The sequence below is a fragment of the Aeromonas sp. QDB03 genome, assembly GCF_027707985.1.
Lineage (GTDB): Bacteria > Pseudomonadota > Gammaproteobacteria > Enterobacterales > Aeromonadaceae > Aeromonas > Aeromonas hydrophila.
The window spans coordinates 66157-89465 of record NZ_JAPCJG010000004.1; the positions used below are offsets into that span (position 1 = coordinate 66157).

Consider the following 23309-nt stretch of genomic DNA (forward strand, 5'->3'; position numbering starts at 1 on the left):
GGATGACGAACGCCGACTGGCGGATAGTGCCCCTCGACGAGACGCTGCTGGCGCAGTGGGCAACCCTGCGCCAGCAGCTGTGGCCGCACCACGAAATGGCGGCCCATCTGCAGGAAGGGGCCGAACTGCTGGCCGCAGCCCATCTCAACGCCTTTCTGGTGCTGGATGCGCAGAGCCAGGCGGTGGCCTTTGCCGATGCCGCCCTGCGCCGCGATTACGTGAACGGCTGCGAGAGCAGCCCGGTGGTCTATCTGGAAGGGGTCTATGTGCAGCCGGCTTCGCGCCGGCGCGGGTTGGCCCAGGCCTTGATTGCCCGGGTGGCCCAGTGGGGCCGCGAGCTGGGTTGTCGCGAGCTGGCCTCCGATGCCGCCATCGACAACCTCGCCTCCCAGCAGCTGCACCAGCGACTCGGCTTTGCCGAAACGGAGCGGGTCGTCTTCTTCAAAAAGGCCCTCGGCTGACGCCAGGGCCTTGCTTGTCTCTCACAGGCTCGGCATAAACCAGACCCGGCCGCCCGCCTCGATACGATCGGTCTTTATCTGAAACACCTGCGCCAGCAGTGCCTCGTCCACCAGCTCGACACCTCCCTCCCGCACCACCCGCCCCTGTTGCAGACAGAGCAGGCGATCGGCCCAGTCGATGGCCAGGTTGATGTCGTGAATGGCGAGCACCACCAGCAACCCCTGCCCGGCCAGCTGCTTGAGCAGCCGCAGCAGCGCCAGCTGATGGTGCAGATCCAGCCCCGCCAGCGGTTCGTCCAGCAGCAATACTCGCCCGCCCGGGTTGAGGCTCGGCCACACCTGCAGCAGGGTGCGGGCAATCAGCACCCGCTGCTGCTCCCCGCCAGACAGGCGGCTGAAGTCCCGCGCCAGCAAGGCTTCCAGCTCCAGCGCCTGGCACAGCGCCTGAATGGCCTCGTTCTGTCTGGCCGCAGGTTGAGCCTCATCGAGCCCCAGGCTCAGCACCTGGAATACCGGAATATGGAACAGCTGGGGCTGGCGCTGGGGCAGCATGGCGCGCCGCTGCGCCAGCGCCGGCCAGCTCAAGTCCGCCAGCGACTCCCCGCCGATGCGCACCTCCCCTTGCCCCGGCAAGAGGCCGGCCAGGGCGCCGAGCAGGGTCGACTTGCCGCTGCCGTTGGGGCCGAGCAGGGCTACCAGCTGGCCCCCCTGCCAGGCAAGGTCGAGGGGCGCGAGCCGGTTGGCGACGGCCAGGGCGCGGGCCGCCAGCAAGGGGGGCTGACCCCCGAGGTGATCAGGTGCTGGCATGGGCATCTTGCCTCAACAACAGATAGATGAAGAGCGGGGCGCCTACCGAGGCAGTGATGACCCCGATGGGCAGCTCCCCCGCCCGCAAGGCGGAGCGGGCGATGAGATCGGCCGCCAGCAGCAGGGCGCCGCCTCCCAGCGCCGAGGCGGGCAGCAGGAAGCGTTGATCGCTGCCGCCACAGAGCCGCAGCAGATGGGGCACCACCAGCCCGACGAAGCCGATGACCCCGCACAGCGCCACCGCCATGCCGGTGAGCAGGCACACCGCCAGCACCAGTCGCACCCGCATCTTGTCCACATCGAGCCCCATCAGGCGGGCCTGGGTCTCTCCCAGCAGCAGTTGCTGCAGCGCCTTGCCCTGCCAGCCGAGCCAGCCGAGGGCGAGCGGGAACAGCAGCCACCACCAGGCCAGTTGCTGGCTGCCGTAGGCCAGGCTGCCCATCATCCAGAACATGAATTCACGCAAGGAGCCATCATCGGCAAAGTACATCAGCCAGGTCATGGCGGCGTTGGTGAGGATGCCGATGGCGACCCCGAACAGCAGTAGCCGGGCGTGACCGAGCCGGGCCCGGCGCGCCAGCCGAATGAGCAGCATGGTCACCAGCAGGGCGCCGCCGAAGGCCGCCAGTGACAACCCCCAGCCCGGCAGATAGACGCCGAGGGCCTTGGCCACTGCCATCGCCACCATGGCGGCCAATCCCGCCCCGCTCGAGACGCCGAGCAGGCCGGGTTCGGCCACCGGGTTGTGCAGCATCACCTGCAACACGGCACCACCGCAGGCGAGCGCCGCCCCCGCCAACAGGGCCAGCAGGGCGCGCGGCAGGCGTAGCTCCAGCAGGATGCGCTGCTCGAGATCCCCCAGCGGCTGCCAGGGCAGCAAGACGAATTCTCCCCAGGCGAGAGAGCAGAGAAACAGCGCCAGGGTCAGCAGCAGCAGGCCGAGCAACCAGCGCCGCTGCCAGCGCTGCTGGCGGGCGAGCAAAGAGAGATACACAGAGGCTCTCCGAAGGTGAGAACGAGCCAGCGCCAGAGCCTGTTAAGCAACTGGCGCGAGTCATGAAAAACGCATGATAACAGCGTGTTACTACCCGAGGTCAAGGCTGGTAAGGCTTGGCGAGGGCGGCGATCTCGCCGCTTGCCACCAGCTCCTGCAGGGCCAGTGCCAGCGGTTGCTGCAGCGCCTGATGGGGGGAGTGCTTGCTCATGCCCAGATAGAGCACCACAGGTTGTGGCGGCTGATAGGCCGCCTTGAGCAGGCCGGCCTCGTTGTCCTGGCTCAGGGCGTAGTCCACCTGGCAGTCGGTGCCGATCATCAGCGGCAGGTGGCCGCGCTGCACCATGCGCAGCAGCTGATCCTCGGTGGGCACCCCGTGCTTGTCGAGCCGGTTGTCGGCATCAAAGGGGGCAAAATAGGCCGAATTGAGCACATAGCCCACCTTCTTGCCCTGCAGATCGGCGTAGGTGCGCAGGGTCGATACCGCCGCCGCCTTGCCGTAGAAGGCCGGCCGGCACTGATAGTAGGCCGGCTGCAGATAATCGATGAAGGCCGCCCGCTCCGCCGTCATCGCCAGCCCGATCATCAGGTCCACCTGGCCGGTCTGCATCTGCTTGAGCGCCCGCCCCCAGGGCACCCGTTTCACCTCGAAGCGGATGCCGCTGCGGCGCTGCAACTGCTGCAAAATGTCCATGTCCAGTCCGCCGAAGCGGCCGTCCGGCTGCACTATCCGAAACGGCGGCCAGACATCGGTGGCCACCGTCAGGGTCGGCGCCCCATGCACCAGGCAGGCAAACAGCAGACCAAGCACACCCCAGCTTATCTTGCCCATCCCGTACAACCCTCTGTGACTTCATCCTTGATGGATTAAAAATACCCTGCCGCCCCACTTATGAAAACCCGTGGTTCGGAGATAAAATGCGATTGATTTTAAAGGAGAACCTAATGAACCCTATCTTTACCAGCATCGGCCTGCTGCTGTGCAGCAACGTCTTCATGACCTTCGCCTGGTATGCCCACCTCAAGAGCATGAATCACAAACCCTGGATCATCGCCGCCCTGGTGAGCTGGGGCATTGCACTGTTCGAATACCTGTTGCAGGTGCCCGCCAACCGCATCGGCCACACCGTGCTCTCTGTCGGCCAGCTCAAGATCCTGCAGGAGGTGATCACCCTCACCGTGTTCGTCCCCTTCTCCATCTTCTATCTGAAAGAGGATCTGAAATGGGATTACCTGTGGGCCGGCCTGTGCATCCTGGGCGCGGTGTTTTTTGTCTTTCGCGAGAAACTCACCGGCGCCTGACGCTGTACACTCAATGACATTCGATGTAATTGCATCTGCTTGATAGACGAGGCAAAACCAATGGAATTGCGAGACATGCTACAGATCCTGGCCAAGCAGGATGGCTCCGACCTCTATCTGTCGACCGGCGCCCCCCCCTGCGCCAAGTTCAACAGCGGCCTGCGTCCGCTCAGTGAGACGCCGCTCGAACCCGGCGAGGTGGCCAGAATAGCCGACGCCATCATGGACGGCGAGCAAAAGCAGCAGTTCGAGCGGGAGCTGGAGATGAACCTCGCCATCTCGCTGCCCCAGATCGGCCGTTTTCGGATTAACATCTTCAAGCAGCGCAACGAAGTGTCGCTGGTGGCGCGCAACATCAAGACCGAGATCCCCCGCTTCGAGGATCTGAAACTGCCCCCCGTGCTGCTCGACACCATCATGGAGAAGCGCGGCCTGGTGCTGTTCGTCGGTGGTACCGGTTCGGGCAAATCGACCTCGCTCGCGGCCCTCATTGACCATCGCAACCGCAACAGCGGCGGCCACATCATCACCATCGAGGATCCGGTGGAGTTCGTGCACCGCCACCGCAAGAGCATCATCAACCAGCGCGAGGTGGGGGTGGACACCCGCAGCTTCCACGCCGCCCTCAAGAACACCCTGCGCCAGGCGCCCGACGTGATCCTCATCGGCGAGATCCGCGATCGCGAGACCATGGAACATGCGCTGGCCTTCTCCGAAACCGGCCACCTGGCGATTTCCACCCTGCACGCCAACAACGCCAACCAGGCGCTGGACCGCATCATCAACTTCTTCCCGGAAGAGCGCCGGCCCCAGCTACTCAACGATCTGGGCAACAACCTCAAGGCCTTTGTCTCCCAGCGGCTGGTCAAAACCAGCGACGGTGGCCGCCGGGCGGCGGTGGAGATCATGCTGGGCACCCACACCATTCGCGACATGATCAAACGCGGCGAATTTGGCGGCCTCAAGGAGGTGATGGAGAAATCCAAGGCGCTCGGCATGGTCACCTTCGACAGCGCCCTGTTCGATCTGGTGGTAGAGGGGGTGATCGACGAGGAGGAGGCGGTGAAGAACGCCGACTCGGCCAACAACCTGCGCCTCAAGATCAAGCTGTGGAAGGAGAAGGGCCAGATCGCGAGCAGCAGCGATGCCACCGGCTGGAGCCTCGAGCCCACCAAGGACGAAAAAGACGATCTGTTCTGACCTCGCCCGCCCCTGACGGCCCCTGCAAACACCCGCTTCGGCGGGTGTTTGCACAAGAAGCGCCCGCATCTGGCCGCCCTTCAACGCCACCGCCCTCCCCGCCAGCCCGGCCCTGCCGTGACATCTGGTGAACTATCGCGCCATCTGCGACAGATTTTGTCACCACAAATGATAAAACCATCACTTCACCGAAAAGCCGTGTGAGAAGTGTGAGTGAAAGCACTTTCATACTGGCTTCAAAGGAGGCAGTATCAAGGGGTTCTATCAATAAAGGGGTATTCAATGTTGTTACAACCTGCCAATACAGCACAGTCCAGACAGTTGCTGAACGAGACCATGGCCTTGGTTCTCGCAGGAGGGCGGGGCAGTCGCCTCAAACAGTTGACGGACAACAGGGCGAAACCGGCAGTGCATTTCGGCGGCAAGTTCCGCATCATCGACTTCGTACTCTCCAACTGCATCAACTCCGGCATTCGCCGGGTCGGGGTGGTGACCCAGTACAAATCCCACAGCCTGCTGCGCCACCTGCAGTCCGGCTGGTCCTTTCTGCGCTACCAGATGAACGAGTTCATCGACCTGCTGCCCGCCCAGCAACGGGTGGACGAGGTCAACTGGTATCGCGGCACCGCCGATGCGGTCTACCAGAATCTGGACATCATTCGCGATCATGGCCCCAAGTATGTGGTGGTGCTGGCGGGGGATCACATCTACAAGATGGATTACGCCGCCATGCTGCTCGATCACGTCAACATGGGGGCCAGGGTGACGGTGGCCTGCATCGAGGTGCCGCGGGATGAGGCGAGCGCCTTCGGGGTGATGGCGGTGGATGGGGATCGCAAGATCAACGCCTTCGTCGAGAAACCCGCCAACCCGCCCGCCATGCCGGGCAAACCGGACACCGCGCTGGCCTCCATGGGGGTCTACATCTTCGAGGCCGACTATCTCTACCAGTTGCTGGAAGAGGATCTCGCCAACCCGGCCTCCCACCATGATTTCGGCATGGACGTGATCCCGCGGGTGGTGCAAGAGGGCACCGCCTATGCCCACCCGTTCAGCATGTCCTGCGTCGGCTGCTGCCCGCAAAAACGCCCCTACTGGCGCGACGTCGGCACGGTGGATTCGTTCTGGGAGGCCAACATGGATCTCGCCTCCGTCACCCCGGAGCTCGACATCTACGATCAGGAGTGGCCCATCTGGACCAGCCAGAACATGACCCCACCCGCCAAGTTCGTGCAGGACAGAAACGGCCAGCACGGCATGACCATCAACTCCATGTTCGCCGGTGGCACCATCGTCAGCGGCTCCTTCATCGTCAGCTCGGTGCTGTTTACCAATGTGCGGGTCGACTCCTTCTGCACCCTGGATCAGGCGGTGATCTTCCCCGGGGTCGAGATAGGCCCGGGCTGCCGGCTGCGCCGGGTGGTGATCGACAAGGGCTGCAAGCTGCCGGAAGGGCTGGTGGTGGGGGAAAACGCCTGCGAGGATGCCCGCCGCTTCTACCGCTCCGAGCAGGGCATAGTGCTGGTCACCAAGGAGATGCTGGCCAGATTGTGATGCCGAACAGTCATAGCAGAGGGAGTCATAGAGGCTCCCTTTTTACATTTGCTTACCGCTCGCCCCTTGCCTGACAGGTTGCCGGGCATGCTACTCTGCGCTCGGCCCTGCCTTCGTCTCACCATGGAATCGCATATGAAAAAACTGGATGTTGCCCGCCTTGCCAACCTCGCCGACGAGGCCGCCCACTCCCCGCGCCTGCGCATGAACCACAACCTGCATCAGGAGCTGACCGACCCCATCCAGCGCCTGGCCATCGCCATGGAGCCTGGCACCTATATCCGCCCCCATCGCCACCTGCAGACCTGGGAGCTGCTCACCTCGCTGCAAGGCCGCTTCGTGGTGCTCAACTTCGATGACGAGGGTACCGTCGTTGCCCGCGCCGTGCTGGGGGAAGAGGCCTCGGTGCTGGAGACCCCGGTCGCCAGCTGGCATGCGGTGCTCTCTCTGGATCCCGGCGCCGTCATCTTCGAGGTGAAGCACGGCCCCTACGCCCCCTTTCGGGAAGAGGACTTCGCCCCCTGGTCACCGGCGGTGGACGACGTCACCGGCCAGCAGGCATTGATGGCCTGGTATCGCCACGCCGAAGTGGGCCAGCGCTGGCCGGGGCGCTGACCTGCCCCCGCCTACCCAAACCGGCGAACACGCACCAATAAAAAAGACCCGCCAGTGGCGGGTCTTTTTTATATCTGAACGCGGGGGTTCGGGCGTGAGCTCAGCCCTTTTGCACCAGACCAATCTGGCCCGGCTCGCACCACTCGAACATCACCTCCTGGCTCTTGCCGCAGCAGGAGCCGCCGCACACCTGAGTCTCCCGCTTGGCGACCCGCCCCTTGCGCATCCAGACGCCGAGCATGGCCTCCACCGCATCTTCCGAGGTGTGGAAGTGGCGGGCCAGCTCGCGCCGGCTCACCTTCTGCTGCGCGGCGAGGTACTCCCCCAGCTCGCGCAGGATCATAGGGTCACCACCTTGCGGGCCACGATGTCGCCGTGGCGACGACCGGCCCACCAGAGCAGCAGCAGGGAGCCGCCGTAACTCGCCACCCAGAACAGACTCTGCTCGGGGTGCGCGGCAAAGGTGGCCAGCTGATAGAAGACGGTGGCGCACATGAAGGCCATGTAGTTGCACCAGGCGGCGGTCAGCAGGGCCCACTGGCGGCCGGTCTCCCGCACCAGGGCGCCCATGGCGGCGGCGCAGGGCATGTAGAGCAGCACGAACAACAGGTAGGCGAAGGCACCGGCAGCGCCATCGAAGTGGCTCTGCATGTTGCCATAGGTGGAGACGTCCACCTCCTGCGCCTCGGCGGCGGCTTTCTGGTCATCCAGGTTGCCCACCGCCAGCCCCATGGGGTCGGTCGGGTCGATGTCGGCCAGATTGGTGGCGACCGCGGCGATCGCCTCCTGGAAGCTGCTTACCAAGGAGAACTCGCTCGCCTCCTCTTCCCCGTCGCCGCTGCCGGCGTAGAGGCTGTTGAGGGTACCGACCACCGCCTCTTTGGCGAAGATGCCGGTCACGATGCCGACCGTGGCCTGCCAGTTGTCATCGCGCACGCCGATGGGGTGCAGCACCGGGGTCACCGCCTGGCTGATTTTGCTCAGCACAGAGCTTTCTTGGTCTTGGTGACCGAAGCTGCCGTCGGTGCCGAGCGAGTTGAGCACACTCAGCACGGCGACTACCAGAACTATGGTTTTACCGGCGCCGAACACGAAGGACTTGAGCTTCTGCCAGGTCTTGATGCCGACGTTGACCGGGCGCGGCCACTCGTAGTCCGGCATCTCCATCAGCATGGAGTCGCTCTTGCCCGGCAGCAGGGTGCTGCGCAGCAACAGGCCGGTGAGCACCGCCACCAGGATGCCGATGAGGTAGAGGCCGAACACCAGGTTCTGGCCAGACTCGGGGAAGAAGGCCACCGCGAACAGGGCGTAAACCGGCAGACGGGCACCGCACGACATGAAGGGAGCCATGGCCGAGGTCATCAGCCGCTCGCGCTCGGAGTTGAGGGTGCGGGTCGCCATCACAGAGGGCACGGTGCAGCCAAAGCCCATCAGCATGGGGACGAACGCCTTGCCCGGCAGGCCGAGGCGACGCATCAGGGCATCCACCACAAAGGCGGCGCGGGCCAGGTAGCCGGAGCTCTCCAGCACCGCCAGGAACAGGTAGAGGCAGCCGATCACCGGGATAAAGGTGGCGACGGTCTGCAAGCCGACCCCGAAGCCGTCCGCCAGGATGGCCCCCAGCCAGTCTGGCGCATGGATCAGCCCCAACAGGTGGTGGACGCCATCGACAAACAGGGCGCCGCCCATGATGTCGAAGAAGTCGATGAAGGCGCTGCCCACCTTGATGGCGAACATGAACATCAGGTACATCACCAGCAGGAAGAAGGGGATGCCGAACCAGCGGTTGAGCAGCACCCGATCGAGCCGCTCGCTCTGGGCGGCGGTGAGCTTGCCCTTCTGCTGGCACGCCTGGGCGGCCCACTGGTGGATGTGGCCGTAACGGATATCCGCCAGTTGCAGGTCCACGTCCTGCCCGTGGTGAGCGCGGGCCACCACGTTGGCGGCGGCGGCCTGCTGGCCGGGCAGCAGGGTCTCCTGCATCACCGCATCCTCTTCCAGCAGGCGCAAGGCGCGGCCACGGGTGGTGAGGTGGTGCGGGGCAAGCAGGGTTTCAAGCTCCGCCAGATCTTTTTCAAGCTCATGGCCGTAGTCCAGCAACAGCGCCGGCTGCGGCTGGCCGATGAACTGCTGGATCTGGTGCTTGAAGGCGACAACCTGCTGGCGGTTGTGGGCCGAGAGGGCCACCACCGGGCAGCCGAGGGTGTTGGCGAGCTTGCTCTCGTCGATGGTGATACGCCGCTTTTGCAGGATGTCCATCTTGTTGAGCACCACCACCATGGGCAGCCCCAGCTCGCGCAGTTGCAGCGTGAGGTAGAGGGAGCGCTCCAGGTTGGCGGCGTCGATGACGTTGAGCAGCAGATCCGGCTGCTGGCCTTCCACGAAGCGGCTGGCGATCTGCTCGTCCAGGCTCCCCTCCTGGTTGGCCAGGCTGTAGATGCCGGGCAGGTCCATCAGTTTGTAGTCGTGGCCCTGGGCGCTGAATTCGCCCATCTTCTTGTCGACGGTGACGCCGCTCCAGTTGCCCACCTGCTGGCGGGCCCCGGTCAGGGCGTTGAACAGGGAGGTCTTGCCGCTATTGGGGTTGCCGACGGTTACCAGGGAGTAGTTCATACCGGTTCAACCTCGATAGTGCTTTGACCAAGACGATTGTTGTGTGAGGTGTATTTCATACCGGCTCGACCTCGATTTGCTGGGCAAGGCTTTTTTGCATGGAGAGGCAGATCCCTTGGCACTGGATCTGCAGCGGATCCCCGAGCGGGGCCGCGCGCAAATAGATGACTTCAGTCTGGGGCAACAAGCCCATCACCATCAGCTTGCGCCGCAGGGGACGGGTCAATTGATTCATGTTCTTGATGCGAGCACTCTGTCCCGGTGACAACTGCGCGAGTACCATGACTGACTCCTGAAGTTAAACAATAATAATTCTCTTTTACTTGGGGCATTATAATCCGTGTTTTCAACGCTTATTTGAGTAAAATCAAACTCCGCTTAGCTAACCCACAAATAACTGCCATGAGTCACGACAACAACAGCCGCCTGGTTTACAGCACGGACGGCGGCATCATCAAAGAACAGAGCCAGCCGCAATCCGCCTCCCCCTTCCCCACCGACGGGGTTGTGCGCATCCGCCGCGAAACCAAGGGGCGCAAGGGCGCCGGGGTCATCACCATCCACGGCGTCCCGGCCGAACAGCAAAAGAGCCTCGCCACCCTGCTCAAGAAAAAGTGCGGCACCGGCGGCGGCCTGAAAGAGGGGGTGATCGAGATCCAGGGGGACAAACGGGATCTGATCAAGGCCGAGCTCGAGAAGGCCGGTTTCAGCGTCAAGCTGGTGGGCGGCTGATCCCCGCGCCGCCCGGCTTGCGTCACTTTCGCTTTTTCCCTAGAATGCCCGCTCCCATCGAGGGGGAGTAGTCTCGCCAGCCGGCCCCAAACCGGTTCGCGACCCTGATCAACATACTTGGTGCCAACTCACCATGGTCAGGGTGATCCACGCCAGCCGCGGATTTGACAAGACCTTTGACGGGCCAGTGCCAATACCGGGGACGGATGGCGCAGGCTTGTCTCAGGTATAACAATTCCGTCCCCCGGTCATTTTTATGGAAGCCTTGTTAACCTCAACCCTCAGCGTGGCCATCGCCGAAATCGGCGACAAGACCCAGCTGCTGGCGCTGTTGCTCATCTGTCGTTTTCGCAAGCCCTGGCCCATCATCGCCGGCATGCTGGCAGCCACCCTGCTCAACCACGCCGGCGCCGCCTGGCTTGGCGAGTTCATCAGCCGCTGGCTCGATCCCAAGGTGATGACCTACCTGGTGGCCGGTGCCTTCATCGCCATGGCCGCCTGGATCCTGGTGCCGGACAAGATGGACGACGAGGAGAGCCCGCTCGACAAATACGGTCCCTTCATGGCCACCTTCGTGCTGTTCTTCATCGCCGAGATCGGCGACAAGACCCAGATCGCCACCGTGCTGCTGGCGGCCAAGTACGACTCGCTGACCCAGGTCATCACCGGCACCACCCTCGGCATGATGCTGGCCAACGTACCGGTGGTGCTGCTTGGCAAGCTGGGGGCCGATCGCCTGCCGCTCAAGGGGATCCGCATCGCCTGCGCCATCCTGTTCGTGGGCCTCGGGGTAAGCACCCTGCTGTTCGCCTGACCCGGCCGGATCAGAAGGTGGCGAGGCAAGGGTGAGCACTTGCCGACGCCACTCCCGCGCCTATGTCGTGTCCTTGCAAGCAAGCCCCGCCCTTTGGCGGGGCTTTTTTGCACCCGCTTGCCGGGCTGGTCGCGCCCGCAGACGGGGGCTGCCAATCGGCGCCATGCCCGTGGCATAATGCGGCAAACCTGATGGAGCATCCCATGCACTTCACTTCAAGACAGACGCTGCTCGACTGGGTCAGGCGTGGACGCCTCGATCGGACCAGCCTGCCCGCCGCCCTCGCCCTGTGCGAGCTGCCCCCCGGCCCTGCCCGCTGGCAGTGGCTGTTCGATCGGCTGCTGCTCTGGCTTGGCAGCCTGTGTCTGGGCGCCGGCCTGGTGTTCTTCGTCGCCTTCAACTGGCAGGAGCTGGGCCGCCTCTCGCGCCTCGCGCTGCTGGAGCTGCCGCTGCTCGCCATGCTGCTGTTGCTGTGGCGCAAGCCCCTCGCCGACAGCCAGCGCCAGGCGCTGCTGCTCGCCATCGCCCTCAACATCGGCGCCCTGCTGGCGCTGGTGGGGCAGACCTACCAGACCGGTGCCGATCCCTGGCAGCTGTTTGCCACCTGGGCGCTGATGCTGCTGCCGCTGGCGGCGCTCAGTCAGAGCCCGCTGCTGTGGACCTTGAGCTGGCTGCTCGGCCAGCTGGCGCTGGTGCTCTACTGGCGGCTCGGGCTGTTCAACTTCTTGTTCGCCTTCAGCGAGGAGGCCCTCGGCTGGTGCCTGACCCTGTTCAATGCCGTCCTCTGGGGCATATTGCTGCTGGTGCCCGCCCGCTACCGGCTGATGCCCTCCTGGCTAGCGGGGCTGGCCGCCGGTTTCGGCGTCACCCTGCTCACCCTGCTGGCACTGTTCGATGTCGCCTCCCCCTGGGTCTGGCCGGCCTGGCTCGGCTGGCTGGCGGCCGCCTACCTGCGCTGGCACCACAGATTCATCGCCGGGCTCGCCATGGGTTGCCTGAGCCTCATCGTGGTGCTGCTGACCGCGCTCGGCAAATGGATGGAGCCGGACGTGGACGGCTTCCTGCTGCTCTGCCTCATCGCCATCGGCCTGTCGGTGGCGGCCAGCCGCTGGCTGCAACAACAACGGAGGCCCCATGAGTGATCTGACCCCCTGGCAGCGACTGCAACAGGCACAACTGGTGGAAGGGGATGCCCCCCGGGACGACCAGCCCCACTGGTCGAGCCGCTTTCTGCTCGGCATGGTGGGCTGGATTGCCGCCCTGTTCCTGCTGTTCTTCCTGTTCATGTCGTTCTCCCAGCTCACCCGGGATGCCGACAGCGCCCTGCTGATGGGCGTCGTGCTGATGGTCATCGCCTTTTGCCTCAACCGCTTCGCCACCCGCAGCGATCTGTGGGATCAGTTCGTGCTGGCGCTGGCGCTGGCCGGCGACGCCTGGCTGCTCTACGGCCTGCTCGATCGGCTGGATCTGCACTCGGCTCCGCTCTGGTTCGGCCTCGCCCTGCTGTCGCTGGCCATCGCCGCCCTGTTCGAGCACTGGCTGATCCGGCTGTTTCACAGCTTCGCCGCCGCCATCCTGCTCGCGCTTGCCCTCGCCTGCCTCGGCCTGCAACTGCTGGCCCTGCCGCTGGTGATGACGGCGGTGGCCCTCTGCTGGCTGCAGGCCGAGCGCGATCCACTGCGCCATCAGCTCTATGAATCCCTCACCCTGGGGCTGGCGCTCTCCCTCCTGGTGCTGGGGCGCCTGCACCACCCGCTGTGGGACGGCAGCGCCAGCATGCTCGACGAGCTGGGCTACTCCCGTCTGCCGCTCTGGCTCAACCCGCTGCTCTGTGCCGCCCTGCTGCTGGGGCTCATGATCAGGCTGAAACTGCCGCTGCTGTACGGGCTGCCGCTGGTGCTGATCAGCGCCCTCATCCCCGGCATGGGGGCCGGCGCCCTGGTGCTGGTGCTCGGCTTCTATGCCGGCAGCGTCGGTCTGATGACCCTGGCCGGCTTGCTGCTGGTCGGCTTCGGCTCCCTCTATTACTACGATCTGGGGCTGACCCTGATGACCAAATCCTGGCTGCTGCTGGGCTCGGGCGCCCTGCTGCTCGGCGCCCGCCAGCTGCTCAAACGGCTGAGCCTGCGGAGCCCCTCATGAGACGACTCGCCCTGCTGCTGACCGGCCTCGCCATCCTGGCGGCCATCAACGTCACCGTCTGGCGCTACGAGCGCGCCATGAGCAGCGGCGAGGTGGTGCTGCTGCGCCTCGCCCCGGTCGACCCCCGCTCCCTGATGCAGGGGGATTACATGCGCCTCAACTACGAGCTGGCCCGCCAGCTTGGCAACCAGCAACAAGATGAGGCCCCCGCCGACACCCTGGTGATCCGCCTCGACGAGCAGCAGATCGCCAGCTGGGTGGAAGGGGGCAAGCCGGATCAGCTGGCCCGCGATGAGCGGCGGCTGCAGGTGCGCCGCAGCGATGGCCAGTGGCTCATCGGCCCCGACGCCTACTTTTTCGAAGAGGGCACCGGCGAGCAGTACGAGGCGGCGCGCTACGGCGAATTTCGCCTGCAGGAGAGCGGCAAGGCGCTCTTGGTGGGGCTGCGCGATGAGCAGCTAAAACCGGTGGGAAATACCAGAGCGCGCTGGTAACTACTGGCAATATCAGGCTTTTTTGCCCACACTAGGGCAAGATGGATTGCCCGCGCTATACCAAGGAATACCCATGAGGATAAGGTTTTGCGGTTGCCTGCTGCTGTTGTCATGCCTTGGCACGGCGCAGGCCGAGCTCGGCAAGCTGGAGTACCTGAGCGAGGAGTATCCCCCCTACAACTTCACCGACCAGAGCGGTCAGCCCGGCGGACTGGCGGTGGATCTGCTGCAGCTGATCTGGCAGCGCACCCAGACCCCCGCCCAACCCATTCGCATCCTGCCCTGGGCGCGGGGTTACTACCTGCTGACCCAGAAACCCAACGTGGTGCTCTTCTCCACCGCCCGCACCGACACCCGCGACCCCCTGTTCAAGTGGGTGTGCCCCATCGGCTACTCCGAGTACGTGCTGCTGGCCCACAAGCGCCGCCCCCTCACCCTCAGCGCCGTCGAGCAGATCAACGACTACCGCATCAGCGCCGTGCGCGCCGATGCCTCCGAACAGCTGCTGCTCAACCGCGGCATGGACGAGAGCCGCATCATCTCCGCCAACCGGCTGAGCCAGGCGCTGAAGATGCTGGTGTCGGGTCGCGCCGATCTGCTGGCCACCGGCAAGCTGGCGGGTTATGACGCCATCAAGGCGCTGCAGCTCGATGCCAATGACTTCACGGTGGCCTTCGTGCTGGATGCCGAGGAGCTCTGCTACGCCTTCAGTCGCCAGGTGGATGACGGCGTCATCAAGCAGTTCCAGCGCGCCCTCACCCAGGCGCTCGCCTCTTCGGAATATCAGCGGCTGCAGCTCAAATACCTGTCCGTACCCTGAGCAAGGCCAAGGTTACCTTCCACCGAAAGTACGCCGTGAGTGGCGATTTGACGGGCTTTGATAACACTTGAGAATGACGCTACACCCCACCAGGATGGCCAACATGAAAAAATGGATTGGATTCGCCGCGCTCGCGTTTGTCACCCTCGCCCAGGCCAGCCCGGAGCTTGGCAAGCTGCACTACCTCACCGAAGAGTACAAACCCTACAACTTCTCCAACGAATCCGGCGCCCCCACCGGGCTCGCCGTCGAGCTGCTGCAGCAGGTCTGGCAGAAGACCAACACCCCGCAGCAGCCCATCACCATCATGCCCTGGGCGCGGGGTTACTACTTGCTGACCCAGAAACCCAACGTGGTGCTCTTCTCCACCGCCCGCACCGAGGCGCGGGATCCGCTGTTCAAGTGGGCCTGTCCCATCGGCTATGCCGAAATCGTGCTGATGGGGCTGGCCAAGAGCCCGGTCACCATCGCCAAGCTGGAGGATGCCGAAAAGTACAACATAGGGGCGGTGCGGGCCGACGTGGGGGAGCAGCTGCTGCTCAACAACGGCTTTGACGAGCAGAAGATCATGACCGCCAACCGCCTGCCCCAGGCACTCAAGATGCTCACCTCGGGCCGGGTCGATCTTATCTCCACCAACAAGACCACCATGCTGGATCTGATCGCCTCCCAGCAGCTGGATCCCGCCCAGTTCAAGGTGTTCTGGATGCTGAGCTCGGAGCAGTTCTGCTTCGCCTTCAGCCACCCGGTGAGCGACGAACTGGTCAAGGAGTTCCAGAGCGGCCTGACCCAGGTGCTGGCCAGCAGCGAGTTCCAGCAGATCCAGGCCAAGTACTTCCCCGCCCGCTGAGGGGCGGCATGAAAAAGGGGCCCGCCGGGGCCCCTTTTGTTTGCCTGTTTTCGCCTGCGCAGTCAGCTCGGCCGCCGGCGCTGGCGCTTGACCTCGTACATGCAGGCATCGGCCAGCCTCAGCGCCTCGTCCACCGTGCTGCTGGCCGGATCGATGGCCACCACCCCCACGCTGGCGCCGGGGTAGTGCAGCAGGCCGGCGGGCACCTCGAGCTGCACCAGGCTCGCCTCGAACAACCTGCGCTGAAAGCCCTGCACCGCCGCCTCCCGCGTCTCTTCGCCACACTGCGGCCCCATCCCCACCGCCACGAACTCGTCGCCCCCCACCCGCGCCAGCAGATCGCTGCCGCGCAGCACGGTTGACAGCGCGCCGGCGACCCGTTGGACGAGACGAGGGAACCCGCGAAGCGGGCGGTTTGCCGGGGGAGAAGACCTTTGGTGACTTTGGGTCTTTCCAAAGTCACTCGCCAAGCCGCGCAGCGGCGGCGAAACCTCTTCGAGGGCAAAGCCCTCGCGTCCTGCATGGCGAAGCCATGCCATTAAGGCGTGGGACGACATTCAGCCAAGGAATAACGTTAGTCCCCTCACCATGGCCCTCTCCCGCAAGGGGAGAGGGGATCTGAGCGAAGGATGCCGAGGCTTCGGCAAACCACGAAAAAAAGCCGCAGCCTTGAGCTGCGGTTTTTATTTCTATTCCCCAAACACTTTTTAACTCAGGCTAAAAAACTATTTCCCCAACCCCTTGCACTGCTCTCCTCCTGCAGCGGGATAGGTGGTGAGCGTCTCATAGAGGGCGGCGCGCAGGCTGCCGGATTGGCAGAAGTCGCAGCTGCCGCCAGCGTCGATATCGGTGATGCGGGCGCCTTGCGGCCCGTCCTGCACCAGATAGGTGCTGACAAAACGGTAGGTGCCGCTAGGGGCGTCTAGCTGGGTGCCCGGCTCGCCAAAGGTGAAGCGCACCTTGACCTCGCTGCGATCCCTGCTGCCGACGATGGTGCGCGACGAGAGGATCTCAGAGCCCAGCAGGTTATCCCAGGCGTTGGGCAGGAAGGGGTTGCCCTCGACAAAGGGGGGCTTCTCGTCGGGGGCCTCGCGAGTGGCTATTTCGCGCGCCTTGGAGGCGGCATTGAGCAGGCAGAGCAGCTCGGGGGAGACGATAGTGGGTAGCGCGCCACCAAGATCGCTCTGATAGAGGCCGCTCGGTTTGACCTCGCGTTCCCAGACCAGAAACTCGGCCACCTTGGCGCGAGCTTGGGCCTGCATATCGGGGGCAGTGGCAGCCACAGGCAGCCCGGACGCCAGCATAGGCAGGGCGAGAAACGGACCCAAGTTCAGCTTCATGAGGTCATCTCCTTGTTATTCTTGAAAAACAGAGCCGCCATCGGGCCGGTTTATGCCGTATATTGGCCCTCTCGCTACCACAAAGGAACAGCCTCTTGAGACTCTATCCCGCCCTGTTGCTCTTGCTGGCAACCACTGCCGTTCAGGCCGAGCAGGATTGTACTGCGCCGGTGACACAAACCGACATGAACATCTGTGCGTTTCAGGATTACCAGCAGGCCGATGTCAAGCTCAACGCCGCCTACAGGAAGCTGGTTGCAACGCTTGATAAAGACCAACTTGGCAGGCTGAAAACAGCACAGCGCGCTTGGATCACATTTCGTGATGCACAATGCCGTTACGAGGCAGGTGTCTATGAAGGAGGGACTATTGCGCCCCTCGTACATAGCAGTTGCCTCACCAATCTCACCGAGCTGCGCACCAAAGACCTGAACGCACTGCTGGACCAGCCATAATCAGAGGCTCCAACCAGGTTAGGTATGAACTTGGGGGTCTAGAAACAAACGGTTTAGCGGCACTCCGGCGAGTAATGACATGAGCCCCCCTCACCCTAACCCTCTCCCCCTAGGGGCGAGGGGATCAGATCGCAGGATGCCGAGGCTTCGGCAGGCTACAAACAAAAACCGCAGCCCTAGGGCTGCGGTTTTTTTATTGGCTCAACCGGTTGGCCTAACAGGCCACCGGCCTTAGGCACGGCGCCAGCTGGTTTTGCCAGCGCTGTCTTCCAGCACGATACCCATCTCGGTGAGACGGTTGCGGGCGGCATCGGCGGCAGCCCAGTTCTTGTCGGCACGGGCCTGATTGCGCTGGGCGATCAGTTGCTCGATTTCGGCAACCTCTTCGTCCGCTTCGTCACCCTTGAGGAAAGCATCCGGGTCCTGCTGCAGGATGCCGAGCACGGCGCCCAGCTCACGCAGGCGGGCACCGAGACCGGCGGCAACGGCCATGTCTTCACCCTTCTGGCGATTGATCTCGCGCACCAGGTCGAACAGGGCGGAGTAGGCTTCCGGGGTGTTGAAGTCATCGTCCATCGCTTCCTTGAAGCGAGCCACCTGCTCGTCGCCACCGACCGCAGCGGCCACCGGCAGATCCCGCAGGGCGGTGTACATGCGCTCCAGTGCGGCGCGAGCCTGCTTCAGGTTGTCTTCCGAGTAGTTGAGCTGGCTGCGGTAGTGGCCAGACATCAGGAAGTAACGGACGGTTTCGGCGTCGTAGTGAGCCAGCACGTCACGGATGGTGAAGAAGTTGCCAAGGGATTTGGACATCTTCTCTTTATCCACCATCACCATGCCGCTGTGCATCCAGGTGTTGACGTAGTCGCCACCGTGGGCGCAGCAGGACTGGGCGATCTCGTTCTCGTGGTGCGGGAACTGCAGATCGGAGCCGCCGCCGTGGATGTCGAAGTGGTTGCCAAGGTGCTTGGAGTTCATGGCGGAGCACTCGATGTGCCAGCCAGGACGGCCCGGCCCCCAGGGGCTGTCCCAGGTCGGCTCGCCCGGCTTGGACATCTTCCACAGCACGAAGTCGAGGGGGTTGCGCTTGGCATCCACCACGTCGACGCGGGCACCGGCCTGCAACTGCTCCAGATCCTGACCGGAGAGCTTGCCGTAGTCGGCGTAGGAGTCGACGATGAACATCACATCGCCGTTGTCGGCCACGTAGGCGTGCTCTTTATCCAGCAGGGATTGCACCAGCTCGATGATCTCGCCGATGTGCTGGGTGGCGCGCGGCTCGACGTCCGGGCGCACCATGCCGAGGGCATCGAAGTCGGCGTGCATGTCGCCGATCAGGCGCTCGGTCAGATCGTCACAGGTGACGCCGGTTTCGGCGGCGCGCTTGATGATCTTGTCGTCCACGTCGGTGACGTTGCGCACGTAGTTGAGCTGATAGCCGCTGTAGCGCAGGTAACGGGCGACGACGTCGAAGGCGACGAAGGTGCGGCCGTGGCCGATATGACAGTGATCGTAGATAGTGACGCCACACACATACATGCCCACCTTGCCCGAGTGGATAGGTTTGAATTCTTCTTTTTGACGAGTGAGTGTGTTGTATATCTTCAGCATCTTATGACCACTGCCTGTGAGTAAAATGGCCTGCCATTCTACCCGCATCGCGCGTAGAAAACGAGGCAGAAAACGTGCCGGATCAGGCGCACCATCTATGCCGCAGGGCCCTGATGGGCTAGAATTGCCACCACTTTATGCCATACACCTGCGGGCACCTGGTCGCCCGCACCAAATGAAAGGACATATCATGGTCACTCTGCACACCAATCACGGCGACATCACCCTCACCCTGAACGCTGAAAAAGCCCCGGAAACCGTGGCCAACTTCCTGCAATACTGCCGTGACGGTCACTACGACAACACCATCTTCCACCGCGTCATCGACGGCTTCATGATCCAGGGCGGCGGCTATGCCCCTGGCTTCGAAGAGAAAGACACCCGCGCCCCCATCAAGAACGAAGCGGCCAACGGCCTGTCCAACAAGGTCGGCACCATCGCCATGGCTCGCACCATGGAGCCGCACTCTGCCAGCGCCCAGTTCTTCATCAACGTGAACAACAACGACTTCCTCGACTTCAAATCCGCCACCACCCAGGGTTTTGGCTACTGCGTGTTTGGTGAAGTGACCGCCGGCATGGACGTGGTCAACAAGATCAAGGGCGTCAAGACCGGTAACTACGGCCGCATCCACCAGGACGTGCCGACCGAAGACGTGGTGATCACCAAGGTGACCCTTGCCGAGTGATCTCTGCCTTCTGCGAGATGAACTGACTGCGGCCCCGGCCGCAGTTTTTCCATCTGCGAAGGCCGGCCCCATCGACTGGCGCCGTCTCGACTACCTGGCTCACGGCAACCCGCGCCAACGCTCGGCCCATGCCCTGCTCACCGCCGGGGTGTGGGATGCGCTGGCAGCGCAGTGCAGCGACCTGGCGCTGGTGAGCACGGTCGCCATCGGGCTCGACCGCCCCGGCAGCGATCTCGATATCGTCTGCCAGCATCCGGAGCCGGCCACGTTTGCAGCGGCGCTGGCAGCACAAGGCTGGCGGGTTGCGCAAAAGGGCGCTGACATCTGGCTCGCCGAGCAGAGCGTCACCGGCGCAGATGGCCACCCTTGGCCCCTTGAGCTCTACCTCACCCCAGACCCCCTCGAGCGCCTCAACGGCTGGCGCCACCTCAGCCTGATGGCCACCCTGCTTGAGCAGTTCGGCGCGGCGTTTTATCACCAAGTGCTGCGCCTGCGTCTTGATGAAGGGCTCAAAGGGGAAGCGGCCATGTGCCACTTGCTGGGCCTTGCCGGCGACCCGTATGCCGCACTGCTCACCCTGGAGGGCGGCGAGCTTGCCCCACTGGCGTGGCAGCCGAGGGCGATGGGCCCCCACTTCACTTCTAATTTCACTTCCAGTTCCAATACCACTTCCAGCCACCTCAACAGGGCCCAGCGCACTTTCTCATGAGCACCCTCTTTATCAGCGACATTCACCTGTGTGCCGACCGGCCCGACATGACCGCCGCCCTGGTGCGCTTTCTGGCGCACGACGCCCCCGGTGCCGATGCCCTCTATGTGTTGGGCGATCTGTTTGAATTCTGGATTGGCGACGACGATCCCAATCCCCTCCACGGCGAGGTGGCCGACGCCTTTGCGGCCCTGAGCCAGCAGGGGGTGCCCCTCTACTTCATTCACGGCAACCGCGACTTCTTGCTGGGCCAGGCCTTTGCCAAGCGCGCCGGCATGACATTGCTGGGGGATCCGTGCGTCATCGAACTCTACGGCGAGCGGGTGCTGCTGAGCCACGGCGATCTGCTCTGCACCCTGGATGAGGGCTACCAGAAGTTTCGCCGCATCACCCAGCTCAAGTGGCTGCGCTGGCTGTTCCTGCGCCTGCCGTTCGCGCGCCGCCAGGCCATCGCCCACAAGATGCGCGGCCAGAGCCAGATGGAAAATGCCCACAAGAGCCAGACCATCATGGACGTGACCCCGGCGGCGGTGGACGAGATGCTGCGCCAGCACGACTGCCGGATGATGATCCACGGCCACACCCACAGACCCGCCATCCACGACTTCAGCCTCGACGGCCACCCGGCGCGGCGCATCGTACTGGGGGACTGGTTCGAGCAGGGCTCGGTGCTGGTCTGTCGCCCCGGCGAGCAGCGCCTCGAGCAACGCGCGCTGATCTGAATTGGCTAGCTGGCAGCAATAAAAAAGGCGGGAAGATCCCGCCTTTTGTTTGCCTGCGATCTACTTCTATAACGGCTACATCATCGTCATCTGCCCCGCGTAGAGGATGAAGTAGCGCAGCAGCAATATTCCCACCAGACTCAGGCTGCAGATAAGCGCCAACCGGGCCGGTTGATGGGCCTTGGCCGGACTGCCCACCCGCCCCAGCAGCTGGGGCAACAGGATCCCCAGCCCGATGACCCCGAACCAGAACACCTGGGACCAGAAGCCACCGCCGATGGCCGCCCACATGGCCGCTTCCCGCTGGCCGCCACCAAAATAGAGGCCGGTGAAGAAGCAGAGCAGCAGGAACAGCTCGATGGCGACGATGGGCCGCTCGAAGCGATGCACGAAGCTCACCCTCTGGCTGTGGCCATCCTCCCGAAACAGGGTGACCGCCAGCAAGATGGTGGAGGCCACCCCCGAGCTGATGCCGGAGACCAGAAACAGCGCCGGCAGGATCGGGTTGTTGAGCATGGGGTAAGTCTTGAGGGCGGAGAGCAGAAAGCCGGTGTAGGCCCCGAGCAGCACGGCAAGCAGCAGCAACAGCGGTGCCAGCAGCCGCTCGATACGGGCGAGCCAGCCGATGAGGCCGTCTACAAAGGCGAGCTTGTCGGCCAGCAGCCGTCGGCGCAAGGCCTCGATCTCGGCTCTGAACACCACCGCCAGCCAGGCGAACAGCACCGCCATGTAGATCTGAAACAGCATGACCCCCATCGACATCACGGAGTCGAACTGGTAGTGGAACATCAGCTTCCAGAAGGTCCAGGGGCAGGCCAGGTGGAAGATGAGGATGAGTAACCCCAGGATCACCGAGACCGGCGCCAGGAGGGCGGTCGCCTTGATGATGCCGCTCTCGCTGCCGGCCCCCTGCCGGCGCAGCAGCACCGAGAGGGTGGCCGAGCCTGCCGAGATACCGAGCAGGAACAAGTAGATGGCGATGGGGCCATCCCACACCAGCGAGTCGAAGTGAAACGCATCATGCCACATGGTGCTTCCCTCCCGTCAGCCGGTCTGCGTCATACAGATGAGATGGGGTCATGACTTCACCTCCCCTTTGGGCACCCGGTACATCTTGGGCGAAGTACCGAGGAACTGCTTGTAGCGATAGGTGGTCTCCTGCACCAGCCGTTTGGCGATGGGGCTGTCGGGATCGTCCAGATTGCCGAACACCAGCGCCTTGGTCGGGCAGGCTTCGACACAGGCCGGCTGCTTGCCCACCGCCAGATTGGTCTTGCGGCAGAAGTCGCACTTGTCGGCAACGCGGGTGACCGGGTTGATGAAGCGCACCTGATAGGGGCAGGCGGCCAGGCAATAGCGACAACCGACGCAGAGGTCGGGGTTGATGTCGACGATGCCATCCTCCGCCCGGGTGTGGGAGGCGCCGGTCGGGCAGACGTGCACGCAGGGGGCGTTGTCGCAGTGCTGGCAGGATTTGCGAAAGAAGCGGTACTCCTGCGCCGGATACTCCCCCACCGGGCCGCTGCGCAGGATCTGCAGGCGGGCCACCCCTGCCGGCACCTGGTTCACCTCGCGGCAGGCGTCCATGCAGGCGGTGCAGCCGATGCAGGCCGTCTCGTCGTGGATCATGCCGTAGCGCACGCCCTTGATGGTCATGCTGTTGGCCAGGGCGCGCGGTGCGCCCGTCAGCAGGATCAGGGCGCCGGCGCTCATGCCCACCATGAAGTCGCGGCGGGTCGTGCTCATGAACCCTCCTTGACAGCGCCGCCCAGGCCGGCCTCGTGCTGCTTGCGGTGGCAGTCGACGCACAGCTTGATGCGCGACTTCTCGGGGATCCCTACCATGGGCTCCTTGGCCGGGTGCAGTTGGTGACAGCTGGTGCAGCTGATCCGGGTGGCGTGCACGTCGTGGGCCCACAGGGCCTTGCGCAAATCGTCCGGTTCATGGCAGCTCATGCAGACGCCGTTTTGCTGGCTCAGCGGGAAGGCGTCATTGCCAAAGCGCATCACATCGACCATGCCACCGCGTTGTTTACGGTGATCGGCCGACGCATTGCCGTGGCAGTTGGTGCAGGTGACCTGCTCCCCCGTGTTGGGATTGGTGACCTGGCCATGCTTGCCGTGCATCCCCTCCTCCCCGTCGTGGCACTTCTCGCACTTGGCGAAGCGGGCCGCGGCCTTCTTGGCGGCGGCTTTCTTCTTTTCCGCCTTGGCCTGCCGTTCAGCCAGGGTGGGTTGCGCTGCCTGATCGGCACTGGATGTGACACTCGGCGCAGCTGGCGTGGCATCCGCTGCCTGCGCGCTGGCCAGAGCCAGCTGACCCGCTCCCAGAGCGAGGGAGGCGAGCAGCAGCCACTTGATGATCTTTTTCATAGGAAACTCCGAAACGG

General features: G+C 63.9%; 27 protein-coding genes and 1 pseudogene. 16 read left to right on the plus strand and 12 right to left on the minus strand.

Annotation, left to right across the window (positions count from 1 at the left end; all coding sequences use genetic code 11):
- The first annotated feature begins 2 nt into the window (after positions 1-2).
- Entirely contained in the window at positions 3-461 is a 459-nt protein-coding gene (gene aac(6') / locus PG900_RS11745) for an aminoglycoside 6'-N-acetyltransferase (RefSeq protein ID WP_202004133.1), read from the plus strand.
- A gap of 21 nt (positions 462-482) precedes the next feature.
- Here the strand turns inward: aac(6') and PG900_RS11750 are convergent, their stop codons facing one another.
- The 3 genes from PG900_RS11750 to PG900_RS11760 all read right to left on the minus strand — a co-directional run bounded on the left by PG900_RS11750 (position 483) and on the right by PG900_RS11760 (position 3094).
- Complete coding sequence (locus tag PG900_RS11750; protein ID WP_171280771.1) at positions 483-1268, minus strand: ATP-binding cassette domain-containing protein; 786 nt, start codon at positions 1266-1268, stop codon at positions 483-485.
- Positions 1255-2262, minus strand: a complete 1008-nt coding sequence (gene btuC, locus PG900_RS11755; RefSeq protein WP_024946382.1) for a vitamin B12 ABC transporter permease BtuC — start codon at positions 2260-2262, stop codon at positions 1255-1257. Before btuC ends, PG900_RS11750 begins: the two co-directional genes overlap by 14 nt.
- A gap of 100 nt (positions 2263-2362) precedes the next feature.
- Positions 2363-3094, minus strand: coding sequence for a substrate-binding periplasmic protein (locus PG900_RS11760; RefSeq protein WP_270831492.1), 732 nt, complete (start codon positions 3092-3094; stop codon positions 2363-2365).
- A gap of 113 nt (positions 3095-3207) precedes the next feature.
- Between PG900_RS11760 and PG900_RS11765 the strand changes: the two genes are divergently transcribed.
- The 4 genes from PG900_RS11765 to PG900_RS11780 all read left to right on the plus strand — a co-directional run bounded on the left by PG900_RS11765 (position 3208) and on the right by PG900_RS11780 (position 6933).
- A complete protein-coding gene (locus PG900_RS11765; RefSeq protein WP_005302630.1) occupies positions 3208-3564 on the plus strand; it encodes a DMT family protein in 357 nt (118 codons plus the stop codon).
- A gap of 60 nt (positions 3565-3624) precedes the next feature.
- Positions 3625-4764 carry a type IVa pilus ATPase TapW gene (tapW, locus tag PG900_RS11770; protein ID WP_269382616.1) on the plus strand — a complete coding sequence of 380 codons (1140 nt, stop codon included), beginning with the start codon at positions 3625-3627 and terminating at the stop codon, positions 4762-4764.
- Positions 4765-5046: 282 nt separating this feature from the next.
- Positions 5047-6318 carry a glucose-1-phosphate adenylyltransferase gene (glgC, locus tag PG900_RS11775; RefSeq protein ID WP_029300031.1) on the plus strand — a complete coding sequence of 424 codons (1272 nt, stop codon included), beginning with the start codon at positions 5047-5049 and terminating at the stop codon, positions 6316-6318.
- A 135-nt stretch (positions 6319-6453) separates the two neighbouring features.
- Positions 6454-6933 (plus strand): WbuC family cupin fold metalloprotein, encoded by a 480-nt coding sequence (locus PG900_RS11780; RefSeq protein ID WP_270831493.1) that lies wholly within the window; start codon positions 6454-6456, stop codon positions 6931-6933.
- A 100-nt stretch (positions 6934-7033) separates the two neighbouring features.
- Here the strand turns inward: PG900_RS11780 and PG900_RS11785 are convergent, their stop codons facing one another.
- From PG900_RS11785 to PG900_RS11795, 3 genes are read right to left on the minus strand one after another with little or no spacing between them, the layout of a single operon-like run.
- Positions 7034-7276, minus strand: coding sequence for a FeoC-like transcriptional regulator (locus PG900_RS11785; RefSeq protein WP_011706553.1), 243 nt, complete (start codon positions 7274-7276; stop codon positions 7034-7036).
- Positions 7273-9546 (minus strand): Fe(2+) transporter permease subunit FeoB, encoded by a 2274-nt coding sequence (gene feoB, locus PG900_RS11790; RefSeq protein ID WP_270831494.1) that lies wholly within the window; start codon positions 9544-9546, stop codon positions 7273-7275. The genes PG900_RS11785 and feoB overlap by 4 nt, the downstream gene beginning before the upstream one ends.
- Positions 9547-9601: 55 nt before the next feature.
- On the minus strand, positions 9602-9829 hold the full coding sequence (locus PG900_RS11795; protein ID WP_005302641.1) for a FeoA family protein: 228 nt from the start codon (positions 9827-9829) through the stop codon (positions 9602-9604).
- 119 nt (positions 9830-9948) lie between these two features.
- Between PG900_RS11795 and PG900_RS11800 the strand changes: the two genes are divergently transcribed.
- From PG900_RS11800 to PG900_RS11830, 7 genes are all read left to right on the plus strand, one after another.
- On the plus strand, positions 9949-10278 hold the full coding sequence (locus PG900_RS11800) for a translation initiation factor (RefSeq protein ID WP_043123987.1): 330 nt from the start codon (positions 9949-9951) through the stop codon (positions 10276-10278).
- Positions 10279-10534: 256 nt separating this feature from the next.
- Entirely contained in the window at positions 10535-11092 is a 558-nt protein-coding gene (locus tag PG900_RS11805; RefSeq protein ID WP_010633534.1) for a TMEM165/GDT1 family protein, read from the plus strand.
- A 203-nt stretch (positions 11093-11295) separates the two neighbouring features.
- Positions 11296-12234 carry a DUF2157 domain-containing protein gene (locus PG900_RS11810; RefSeq protein ID WP_270831495.1) on the plus strand — a complete coding sequence of 313 codons (939 nt, stop codon included), beginning with the start codon at positions 11296-11298 and terminating at the stop codon, positions 12232-12234.
- A complete protein-coding gene (locus PG900_RS11815) occupies positions 12227-13234 on the plus strand; it encodes a DUF4401 domain-containing protein (protein ID WP_268015257.1) in 1008 nt (335 codons plus the stop codon). The genes PG900_RS11810 and PG900_RS11815 overlap by 8 nt, the downstream gene beginning before the upstream one ends.
- Complete coding sequence (locus PG900_RS11820) at positions 13231-13728, plus strand: GDYXXLXY domain-containing protein (protein ID WP_270831496.1); 498 nt, start codon at positions 13231-13233, stop codon at positions 13726-13728. Before PG900_RS11815 ends, PG900_RS11820 begins: the two co-directional genes overlap by 4 nt.
- Before the next feature lie 73 nt (positions 13729-13801).
- Positions 13802-14548, plus strand: a complete 747-nt coding sequence (locus tag PG900_RS11825) for a substrate-binding periplasmic protein (protein WP_146061253.1) — start codon at positions 13802-13804, stop codon at positions 14546-14548.
- A 103-nt stretch (positions 14549-14651) separates the two neighbouring features.
- Positions 14652-15398 (plus strand): substrate-binding periplasmic protein, encoded by a 747-nt coding sequence (locus PG900_RS11830; RefSeq protein ID WP_043168376.1) that lies wholly within the window; start codon positions 14652-14654, stop codon positions 15396-15398.
- A gap of 62 nt (positions 15399-15460) precedes the next feature.
- Here PG900_RS11830 and PG900_RS11835 read toward each other — a convergent pair.
- Both PG900_RS11835 and PG900_RS11840 read right to left on the minus strand, forming a co-directional pair.
- Positions 15461-15787 (minus strand): annotated as a pseudogene (locus PG900_RS11835) (GGDEF domain-containing protein); the annotation flags it as partial.
- 336 nt (positions 15788-16123) lie between these two features.
- A complete protein-coding gene (locus tag PG900_RS11840) occupies positions 16124-16738 on the minus strand; it encodes a hypothetical protein (protein ID WP_270831497.1) in 615 nt (204 codons plus the stop codon).
- A 95-nt stretch (positions 16739-16833) separates the two neighbouring features.
- On the opposite strand from PG900_RS11840, the gene PG900_RS11845 reads away from it, so the two are divergent.
- The gene (locus PG900_RS11845) at positions 16834-17193 is read left to right on the plus strand and encodes a lysozyme inhibitor LprI family protein (RefSeq protein WP_270831498.1); all 360 of its coding nucleotides are present in this window, start codon (positions 16834-16836) and stop codon (positions 17191-17193) included.
- A gap of 231 nt (positions 17194-17424) precedes the next feature.
- Here the strand turns inward: PG900_RS11845 and cysS are convergent, their stop codons facing one another.
- Positions 17425-18801: a cysteine--tRNA ligase gene (gene cysS / locus PG900_RS11850; RefSeq protein WP_270831499.1), complete on the minus strand. Its 1377-nt coding sequence runs from the start codon at positions 18799-18801 to the stop codon at positions 17425-17427.
- A gap of 190 nt (positions 18802-18991) precedes the next feature.
- Here cysS and PG900_RS11855 point away from each other — a divergent pair, with 190 nt between their 5' ends.
- Genes PG900_RS11855 through lpxH form a run of 3 tightly spaced genes read left to right on the plus strand, consistent with a single transcriptional unit; the run spans position 18992 to position 20920 of the window.
- Positions 18992-19489 carry a peptidylprolyl isomerase gene (locus PG900_RS11855; RefSeq protein ID WP_005302674.1) on the plus strand — a complete coding sequence of 166 codons (498 nt, stop codon included), beginning with the start codon at positions 18992-18994 and terminating at the stop codon, positions 19487-19489.
- On the plus strand, positions 19479-20198 hold the full coding sequence (locus tag PG900_RS11860) for a DUF4269 domain-containing protein (RefSeq protein ID WP_270831500.1): 720 nt from the start codon (positions 19479-19481) through the stop codon (positions 20196-20198). The genes PG900_RS11855 and PG900_RS11860 overlap by 11 nt, the downstream gene beginning before the upstream one ends.
- The gene (lpxH, locus tag PG900_RS11865) at positions 20195-20920 is read left to right on the plus strand and encodes a UDP-2,3-diacylglucosamine diphosphatase (protein ID WP_270831501.1); all 726 of its coding nucleotides are present in this window, start codon (positions 20195-20197) and stop codon (positions 20918-20920) included. Before PG900_RS11860 ends, lpxH begins: the two co-directional genes overlap by 4 nt.
- Before the next feature lie 75 nt (positions 20921-20995).
- Here lpxH and netD read toward each other — a convergent pair whose 3' ends face one another.
- The 3 genes from netD to netB are packed head-to-tail and all read right to left on the minus strand — an operon-like array spanning position 20996 to position 23292.
- Positions 20996-21949, minus strand: a complete 954-nt coding sequence (gene netD / locus PG900_RS11870; protein ID WP_270831502.1) for an Nrf-like electron transfer protein NetD — start codon at positions 21947-21949, stop codon at positions 20996-20998.
- A gap of 48 nt (positions 21950-21997) precedes the next feature.
- Complete coding sequence (netC, locus tag PG900_RS11875; RefSeq protein WP_270831503.1) at positions 21998-22666, minus strand: Nrf-like electron transfer protein NetC; 669 nt, start codon at positions 22664-22666, stop codon at positions 21998-22000.
- Entirely contained in the window at positions 22663-23292 is a 630-nt protein-coding gene (netB, locus tag PG900_RS11880) for an Nrf-like electron transfer protein NetB (protein WP_106552874.1), read from the minus strand. Before netB ends, netC begins: the two co-directional genes overlap by 4 nt.
- Between the last annotated feature and the right edge of the window lie 17 nt (positions 23293-23309).

Bases quoted from the DNA above. Each gene is read 5' to 3' on its own strand.
- PG900_RS11855 (WP_005302674.1), top strand. From the start codon at position 18,992: ATGGTCACTCTGCACACCAATCACGGCGACATCACCCTCACCCTGAAC.
- netB (WP_106552874.1), bottom strand. From the start codon at position 23,292: ATGAAAAAGATCATCAAGTGGCTGCTGCTCGCCTCCCTCGCTCTGGGA.
- PG900_RS11750 (WP_171280771.1), bottom strand. From the start codon at position 1,268: ATGCCAGCACCTGATCACCTCGGGGGTCAGCCCCCCTTGCTGGCGGCC.
- PG900_RS11840 (WP_270831497.1), bottom strand. From the start codon at position 16,738: ATGAAGCTGAACTTGGGTCCGTTTCTCGCCCTGCCTATGCTGGCGTCC.
- tapW (WP_269382616.1), top strand. From the start codon at position 3,625: ATGGAATTGCGAGACATGCTACAGATCCTGGCCAAGCAGGATGGCTCC.
- PG900_RS11805 (WP_010633534.1), top strand. From the start codon at position 10,535: ATGGAAGCCTTGTTAACCTCAACCCTCAGCGTGGCCATCGCCGAAATC.
- PG900_RS11820 (WP_270831496.1), top strand. From the start codon at position 13,231: ATGAGACGACTCGCCCTGCTGCTGACCGGCCTCGCCATCCTGGCGGCC.
- PG900_RS11825 (WP_146061253.1), top strand. From the start codon at position 13,802: ATGAGGATAAGGTTTTGCGGTTGCCTGCTGCTGTTGTCATGCCTTGGC.
- glgC (WP_029300031.1), top strand. From the start codon at position 5,047: ATGTTGTTACAACCTGCCAATACAGCACAGTCCAGACAGTTGCTGAAC.
- netD (WP_270831502.1), bottom strand. From the start codon at position 21,949: ATGTGGCATGATGCGTTTCACTTCGACTCGCTGGTGTGGGATGGCCCC.
- PG900_RS11765 (WP_005302630.1), top strand. From the start codon at position 3,208: ATGAACCCTATCTTTACCAGCATCGGCCTGCTGCTGTGCAGCAACGTC.
- PG900_RS11810 (WP_270831495.1), top strand. From the start codon at position 11,296: ATGCACTTCACTTCAAGACAGACGCTGCTCGACTGGGTCAGGCGTGGA.
- PG900_RS11815 (WP_268015257.1), top strand. From the start codon at position 12,227: ATGAGTGATCTGACCCCCTGGCAGCGACTGCAACAGGCACAACTGGTG.
- cysS (WP_270831499.1), bottom strand. From the start codon at position 18,801: ATGCTGAAGATATACAACACACTCACTCGTCAAAAAGAAGAATTCAAA.
- PG900_RS11830 (WP_043168376.1), top strand. From the start codon at position 14,652: ATGAAAAAATGGATTGGATTCGCCGCGCTCGCGTTTGTCACCCTCGCC.
- PG900_RS11780 (WP_270831493.1), top strand. From the start codon at position 6,454: ATGAAAAAACTGGATGTTGCCCGCCTTGCCAACCTCGCCGACGAGGCC.
- feoB (WP_270831494.1), bottom strand. From the start codon at position 9,546: ATGAACTACTCCCTGGTAACCGTCGGCAACCCCAATAGCGGCAAGACC.
- PG900_RS11785 (WP_011706553.1), bottom strand. From the start codon at position 7,276: ATGATCCTGCGCGAGCTGGGGGAGTACCTCGCCGCGCAGCAGAAGGTG.
- PG900_RS11800 (WP_043123987.1), top strand. From the start codon at position 9,949: ATGAGTCACGACAACAACAGCCGCCTGGTTTACAGCACGGACGGCGGC.
- PG900_RS11760 (WP_270831492.1), bottom strand. From the start codon at position 3,094: ATGGGCAAGATAAGCTGGGGTGTGCTTGGTCTGCTGTTTGCCTGCCTG.
- netC (WP_270831503.1), bottom strand. From the start codon at position 22,666: ATGAGCACGACCCGCCGCGACTTCATGGTGGGCATGAGCGCCGGCGCC.
- PG900_RS11795 (WP_005302641.1), bottom strand. From the start codon at position 9,829: ATGGTACTCGCGCAGTTGTCACCGGGACAGAGTGCTCGCATCAAGAAC.
- lpxH (WP_270831501.1), top strand. From the start codon at position 20,195: ATGAGCACCCTCTTTATCAGCGACATTCACCTGTGTGCCGACCGGCCC.